Origin of the sequence: Zhenhengia yiwuensis (genome assembly GCF_014384995.1) — a bacterium.
GTDB classification, from domain to species: domain Bacteria; phylum Bacillota; class Clostridia; order Lachnospirales; family Cellulosilyticaceae; genus Zhenhengia; species Zhenhengia yiwuensis.
On record NZ_JACRSY010000067.1, the window covers coordinates 1 to 6,605 of the forward strand.

5 protein-coding genes, 4 tRNA genes and 3 rRNA genes are annotated in these 6,605 nt (G+C 35.4%); 4 read left to right on the top strand and 8 right to left on the bottom strand.

From position 1 onward, the window contains the following. Positions 1-321: ribosomal RNA gene (locus H8718_RS19310) — 16S ribosomal RNA — on the bottom strand; the annotation flags it as partial. A gap of 343 nt (positions 322-664) precedes the next feature. Between H8718_RS19310 and H8718_RS21120 the strand changes: the two genes are divergently transcribed. After that, positions 665-922: a stalk domain-containing protein gene (locus H8718_RS21120; protein WP_408646588.1), complete on the top strand. Its 258-nt coding sequence runs from the start codon at positions 665-667 to the stop codon at positions 920-922. A gap of 689 nt (positions 923-1,611) precedes the next feature. On the opposite strand, the gene H8718_RS19315 is transcribed toward H8718_RS21120, so the two are convergent. Next, positions 1,612-2,451 carry a phosphatase PAP2 family protein gene (locus H8718_RS19315; RefSeq protein WP_249334656.1) on the bottom strand — a complete coding sequence of 280 codons (840 nt, stop codon included), beginning with the start codon at positions 2,449-2,451 and terminating at the stop codon, positions 1,612-1,614. Between the two features lie 454 nt (positions 2,452-2,905). Here H8718_RS19315 and H8718_RS20675 point away from each other — a divergent pair, with 454 nt between their 5' ends. From H8718_RS20675 to H8718_RS19325, 3 genes are all read left to right on the top strand, one after another. Then, positions 2,906-3,040, top strand: a complete 135-nt coding sequence (locus H8718_RS20675; protein WP_283246273.1) for a hypothetical protein — start codon at positions 2,906-2,908, stop codon at positions 3,038-3,040. A 124-nt stretch (positions 3,041-3,164) separates the two neighbouring features. Beyond that, positions 3,165-4,478 (top strand): alkaline phosphatase family protein, encoded by a 1,314-nt coding sequence (locus H8718_RS19320; RefSeq protein ID WP_249334658.1) that lies wholly within the window; start codon positions 3,165-3,167, stop codon positions 4,476-4,478. Further along, the gene (locus H8718_RS19325; protein WP_249334660.1) at positions 4,475-5,761 is read left to right on the top strand and encodes an MFS transporter; all 1,287 of its coding nucleotides are present in this window, start codon (positions 4,475-4,477) and stop codon (positions 5,759-5,761) included. Before H8718_RS19320 ends, H8718_RS19325 begins: the two co-directional genes overlap by 4 nt. Positions 5,762-5,854: 93 nt before the next feature. Here H8718_RS19325 and H8718_RS19330 read toward each other — a convergent pair. The 6 genes from H8718_RS19330 to H8718_RS19355 all read right to left on the bottom strand — a co-directional run. Next, a tRNA-Gly gene (locus tag H8718_RS19330) sits at positions 5,855-5,927 on the bottom strand. Between the two features lie 6 nt (positions 5,928-5,933). After that, positions 5,934-6,006: transfer RNA gene (locus H8718_RS19335), tRNA-Lys, on the bottom strand. A 39-nt stretch (positions 6,007-6,045) separates the two neighbouring features. Next, positions 6,046-6,120: transfer RNA gene (locus H8718_RS19340), tRNA-Pro, on the bottom strand. A gap of 6 nt (positions 6,121-6,126) precedes the next feature. Then, a 5S ribosomal RNA gene (gene rrf / locus H8718_RS19345) occupies positions 6,127-6,244 on the bottom strand. 3 nt (positions 6,245-6,247) lie between these two features. After that, positions 6,248-6,319: transfer RNA gene (locus H8718_RS19350), tRNA-Glu, on the bottom strand. Positions 6,320-6,382: 63 nt separating this feature from the next. Then, positions 6,383-6,605: ribosomal RNA gene (locus tag H8718_RS19355) — 23S ribosomal RNA — on the bottom strand; the annotation flags it as partial.

The window sequence follows — 6,605 nt, forward strand, 5'->3', positions numbered from 1 at the left end:
TCCCAGTGTGGCCGTTCACCCTCTCAGGCCGGCTATGGATCGTTGCCTTGGTGGGCTGTTATCTCACCAACTAGCTAATCCAACGCGGGTCCATCCTATGCCGATAAAATCTTTGCTAGTCGGTTCATGCGAACCAACTAGGTTATGCGGTATTAGCGTTCGTTTCCAAACGTTATCCCCCTGCATAGGGCAGGTTACCCACGCGTTACTCACCCGTCCGCCACTAACTTCATGGAGCAAGCTCCAATCCGTCCGTTCGACTTGCATGTGTTAAGCACGCCGCCAGCGTTCATCCTGAGCCAGGATCAAACTCTCAATATAAAAGTTTGTCTCTTGACATTTTGTACTGTTAAGTAGTACTGACTTGTCACTTAATGTGACTTTATGAATCGACTGGTTTAATGGTTACTATTTTATTTTCAAAGTTCATTTCTTCTTATTTATCAAGGCCTTAGCCCTGTGTGTCAGTGGCGCTGTGCCCTGCTGACTTGTATTATTATGCACCATAACCTTTCATAAGTCAATAGCTTTTTTTATTTTTTATTACTTTTTATTTCATCTTTCATTTTTTACCTTTTATAGACACAATTCTTCTCCTTTTATATAATGAACTTATATCAAGCTTCATATCACTTCCCTATTATTTTCTTGAAAAGTGCCTACAATGTATTTTTCCTTAAAGCTAATAAAAATATACTTAACTGTACCTATCTTTTTACTTATAGTTCTATTTGCTCTCCCTACTTCTGCTTCTACATTACCTGTGCTTCTAGAGCAAAACACAACTCTAGTCCCCTTACGTTTTCTGAGTGAAACTCTTGGTTATACTTTAAACTTTACAGGAAATAAAAATCCTATTACCCTAACTAAATGCACCTGTCCCCTACAGTTTACAGTAATTAGTAATATATTGGCTATATAATGGTACGCCTATTGCCTTCCTCCTCACTTTAAAGAAAATTAATGGTACATATTACTGGGTTCGGGAATAAGCTTACTGCTACCAATGTGGTCCTACTGGACAAATTCTAGGTTTGAGCTCCACTGAACTTAAAAGTTATTTTGCGGGTTCACTTAAAATTCCGAGTATTTCTAATTACATTGCCATATTAGACCTAACACTCCATAAGAAGCTACTCTTACTTTCCACTATGCTTTAAGTAGGAGTCAAAAAACCTTACTGCATTACATTAGTGCAAGCGCCACAAAAAGGGATGAATATTTTTTGTTTTAATTATACATACTCATTTACCCTCTCCCACCTTACAGAAAAGTTTGTTCCCCCTATATCTATACAAGAAGTCTCCCAGACTGCTACTTCCTATCTTATAAAGATAGGCAATCATTATTTGAATTTTATCTTTAAAGATAGTCCATCACAAAATAAAGAAGTGTCTTTATAATATTGATTGATATGCTTCTAATTATTTTCATGATTAGTGTATCTTGTCAACTTATTTAATTAATGTTATACTACATTTATCAAAACAAAGTCTTAAAATTGCCAAATTTTAAAGAACCTACTTTCGGGTATGGTTTATGTTGATGAAAAAAGAGCCAACTGACATGTCAGTTGGCTCTTTTTTCATCTCATCCTTTTAAATTGAGTATTTAATGTAAAAGCTTTTTAAATAAATAAGGTGCTCCTGCTATAAGCCATAAAACTAAAAGCGCATACTTAATCATACTTAGTATTAAATCACCTTGTAAAATAAACTTTAAGGCTAAGTAAACAAGTATTACTCCGCCTAAACCTATTATAATTTTTAAAATTTGCTGTTTTAGTGTTCCTTTTGTTTCAAAATGGATATAGTTTTGTTCTAAATAACAACCTACAACAAATCCCCATAGGGCGCCTACAGATTTAAGTAAATCCTTTTCAATAGGTACAATAAGGAAAATAAACGCTAGTATACCTACACCTAGTACATGCCATCTAGTAAAGCCTGTCTCCTCATCATATAGTTTATCTGCAACCACTATTACAATAAGTCCAATAATCATACCCGCAATAACATCTACAGGCCAATGTACACCTAAATAAAGTCTTGTAAAAGCAGTTAAAATAATCATAGTTATTCCAAGTATATACATAGACTTATTTCTAAAGATCATCATAGCACTTGCCCAAAAGCTCGTAGCATTTTGTGTATGCCCACTTGGAAAGGAATAACTTGTAGCAGTCTCAACTCTAAGTGGTTTTACAACACCTTTCTCAAATGGTCTTGGTGCTTTTATAAGATTTTTAATAACACCATTTACTACAGTACTGCATAATACAGCCCATCCTATACGGACTGTTTTTTTCTTATCACTACACCAATATAAGATGGCTAATACAATGACTAGTGGTAAACTCTCTGCTAGTGCTGTTATAGCTTCCATAATAGAAGTTAAAAATGGATTTCTTATATTTTGTAATGCTTGTAAGATAGCAATTTCCCAGTTCATATCCTGCTCCTATTCTCTAATTCTTTAATATATAACGTATAGTAAGACTTCTAAAAAATTCTAATATGGTACAACTTACATCTAGTATAATGCGAATCCACTCATATGTTAAATACTTTCTTTTCTCTATTAGTAATAGGAAGTCCCCATAACCTTCAATAAGAGATCCTACATACAACAAACTAATAAATATTACTATATTAATAAAAGTCCTGTCAAAAAACATAATTCCTATGAGTATTAATAGATTCAATCCTATTTGTGTTAAAGAAAAACTAAACTTAAGCTTATCACTTACCCCTATATAAGCACAACTAATCTTTTTTAAACTTTTTGTTCCATTTAATCCCCTCTCTTGTATTTGTTGTCAGTTTTTTATTTCGGCTTTAATCCTACAGATTCTACTTATACTACTATTATAAATTATTTAGTGGATTATGAAAGGAACAAAAATATGAATATGCTAGCAAATTTTGATCTTGATTTTGATACCATTCCTTTAGGAAATCTTTGGAATACATTAGCTGGTGAGGCCCCAAACTGCTATCAGTATGAAATGATTATAACCAAATTTCTTAGTCAAAAATAATCTCTTTATCCATTTAAGCATCTTCATATAGGTGCTTATTTTTACTTACTTCTAACAGAATTTTTATTTTATTTGCCCTATACTTGTCATATAATAAAAGAAAAGTCTTTAACGAGGTGATTCCATGTCTACTCCCCATCTACTTGTAGTTTCTCTTGATGCTGTATCTTCTAAAGACCTTACCTTACTCAAAACACTTCCCAACTTCTCAAAGTTCTTATCTCAAGGTGCTTTAATTGAAAGAGTACATAGTATTTCTCCTACACTTACTTATCCTGCACATACTACAATAGTAACAGGTAACTATCCTATCCATCATGGTATTATTAATAATACACTTTTAGAACCTAGCCATTCAAATCCTAACTGGTATTGGTATGCTAAAGCCATTAAAACTCCCACCTTATTTGACCTTGCCCATGAAAAAGGCCTTACCACCTGTTCCATTTTATGGCCTGTGACAGGATGTAGCCAAATTACTTACAATCTCCCTGAAATTTTTCCAACAAAAAAATGGCACCATCAACTTATTATGTCTGGTCTAGCCGGCTCACTAAATTATCAATTAGAAATTCTAAAAAAGTTTGGCCATTTAAGACAAGGTACTAAACAACCCTACTTAGATGATTTTGTCATGGCTGCTACAAAATATACGCTCCTCAAATATAAGCCCGATCTTATATGTGTGCATCTTACAGATGTAGATACACACCGCCATTACACAGGTTATTCTAGTGAATCAAGTATCCAAGCCCTTTATAGACATGACAAGCGACTTGGTGAAATTATTGAGACTTTAAAAGAAGCCCATCTTTATGACTCTACTCATCTTGTACTTCTTGGCGATCATGATCAACTTCCTGTGCATAGCTTTATAAGACTTAATCAATACCTGATAGAGAAAGGTTTTATTAGATGTAACAAGAAAGGTCGTATTCTATCTTACGATGCTATAGCTAAATCTTGTGATGGTAGTAGCTATATTTATCTTAAAGATAAACATAACCTTGAACTTATGAAGCAAATTCAGTCGTTACTTAATGATCTACAATCTCTACCTCCTTATCCTATTGAAAAATGTCTTTCTGGTGAAGAAGCTAGCAGTATGGGTGCAGACGATTTATGTGCTTTTATGTTAGAAGCAAAAGAGGGATATTATTTCATAGATGACCTATCTGGAGAACTTATTGAACCTATTCATTCAGAAAATGTAGGTATCATGCCACACCATGTTCATTCAGCTCATGGTTATCTTACAAGTAAAGCTGACTATACCACATTCTTTATGGCATCTGGCCCTCTTATCAAACCTAACTTTATATTACCTGAAGGTGAACTTGTTAATCATGCTCCTCTTCTCGCTTATCTTCTAGGACTTGAATTTAAAAATATAGATGGCCATATGGAATGGAAATTATTAAATGAGGTGAATGCATGAAAAGTTTAAGCACACAAGAAAAAAGTTGGATTATGTATGATTGGGCTAACTCCGCCTACTCTATGACAATTACTTCTACTATTCTACCTATCTATTTTAAAATGGTAGCTTCTAATGGGAATATGTCTTCTAGTGACTCTACGGCTCTTTGGGGCTATACTATTTCTCTTTCTACTTTAGTTGTATCCTTACTTGCTCCTGTCCTTGGGACCATTGCAGACTATAAAGGTTTTAAAAAGAAGTTTTTTACAACGTTCTTCTCTATAGGTGTCATCAGTACTATAGCCTTAGCGCTTGCTCCTTCTGATAATCCCTATCTTTTACTTATTCTGTATGGTTTTTGCGTATTAGGCTTTTCAGGCGGCAATATCTTCTATGATGCTTTTCTAGTGGATGTCACTACCAATGATAGAATGGATAAAGTCTCTTCTTATGGCTTTGCTATGGGATATATCGGCAGTACTATTCCTTTTATAGGTTGCATGGCTATTGTACTTCTAACCCAGCAAAGCCTTTTACCTATTAGTCTAACTTTAGCATGTAAATTAACCTTCTTAATTACAGCCATCTGGTGGGGACTATTTACCTTCCCTCTCTTAAAGAATGTTAAACAAAATTATTATATTGAACAAGAACCTCATGCTATTTCTAATGCCTTTAAACGATTAGGTCATACATTTAAAGATATTAGAAACTATAAACCTATTTTTATCTTTCTCATTGCATACTTCTTCTATATTGATGGCGTAGATACAATTATAGGTATGTCTACCTCTTATGGAACTGACTTAGGGATTTCCATGAGTGCACTTCTAATCATTTTGCTATTGACTCAATTTGTTGCTTTTCCTTTTACTATTCTCTACGGCAAGCTTGCAAAGAAATGGGGTACAAAAAAACTTCTCTATGTAGGCGTCATTACATATATCTGTATTTGTTGTTATGGATATTTCATAAAAGATGTATTAGATTTTTGGATTTTAGCTATGGCAGTAGGTTCAGCTCAAGGTGGTATTCAAGCTATCTCTAGATCTTATTTTGCTAAATTAGTTCCAAAAGAAAAATCTAATGAATTCTTTGGTTTCTATAATATCTTTGGCAAATTTGCTGCTATTATGGGGCCCTTCTTAGTTGCTGTTGTGACACAACTTACGGGACGTACTAATAATGGGATTATCAGCCTTATCTTTTTATTTATTATAGGCTTTATTACACTTCTCTTTGTACCTAATGTAGATTCTACTACTCTTAAGCCAGAACATATTTCTAACTTAGATACTTAAATAGAATATTAAAATATCTCTTGAAAATAATTTATATAGAAAAAAGCTATAACACTAATGTGTTATAGCTTTTTTAGAATCACAAATAATAAAAGCGCGAGACGGGACTCGAACCCGCGACCCTCTCCTTGGCAAGGAGATGCTCTACCAACTGAGCCACTCGTGCAAAACATGAGCCACCGGAGGCTCGAACTCCGGACCACTTGATTAAAAGTCAAGTGCTCTACCAACTGAGCTAGTGACCCATATTCTATTATGCTATTTCCTAAATCACAGGAAATAAATCGGGGTGACAGGACTCGAACCTGCGGCCTCCTGAACCCAAATCAGGCGCTCTAGCCAAACTGAGCCACACCCCGTTTTAAAGTTGGCAACCACTTACTCTCCCGGGCCGTCTCCAGCCAAGTACCATCAGCCGCTTTAGTCTTAACCTACGTGTTCGGTATGGGAACGGGTGTTTCCCTAAAGCGCATCGTCACCAACAAATGACCCATAGGAGAATCGAACTCCTGTTACCGCCGTGAAAGGGCGGTGTCTTAACCGCTTGACCAATGGGCCATACTGAAAGTATGAAGTCTTGTACTTTCAAAAACAAATACTGCAACAAGTTAACCTTGTTTTTAGGTCAAACCCTCGAACCGTTAGTATTGGTCAGCTACACATGTTACCATGCTTACACCTCCAACCTATCTACCTCGTAGTCTACAAGGGGTCTTACTCCTTTCGGATGGGAAGTCTTATCTTGAGGTCTGTTTCACGCTTAGATGCCTTCAGCGTTTATCAGTTCCAGACTTGGCTACTCTGCTATAGGCTTGGCAGCCTAACAGATGCACCAGCGGTCCGT

Excerpts from the sequence above, each read along its gene's own strand:
- H8718_RS21120 (WP_408646588.1), top strand. The coding sequence starts at position 665 with ATGTATTTTTCCTTAAAGCTAATAAAAATATACTTAACTGTACCTATC.
- H8718_RS19315 (WP_249334656.1), bottom strand. The coding sequence starts at position 2,451 with ATGAACTGGGAAATTGCTATCTTACAAGCATTACAAAATATAAGAAAT.
- H8718_RS20675 (WP_283246273.1), top strand. The coding sequence starts at position 2,906 with ATGAATATGCTAGCAAATTTTGATCTTGATTTTGATACCATTCCTTTA.
- H8718_RS19320 (WP_249334658.1), top strand. The coding sequence starts at position 3,165 with ATGTCTACTCCCCATCTACTTGTAGTTTCTCTTGATGCTGTATCTTCT.
- H8718_RS19325 (WP_249334660.1), top strand. The coding sequence starts at position 4,475 with ATGAAAAGTTTAAGCACACAAGAAAAAAGTTGGATTATGTATGATTGG.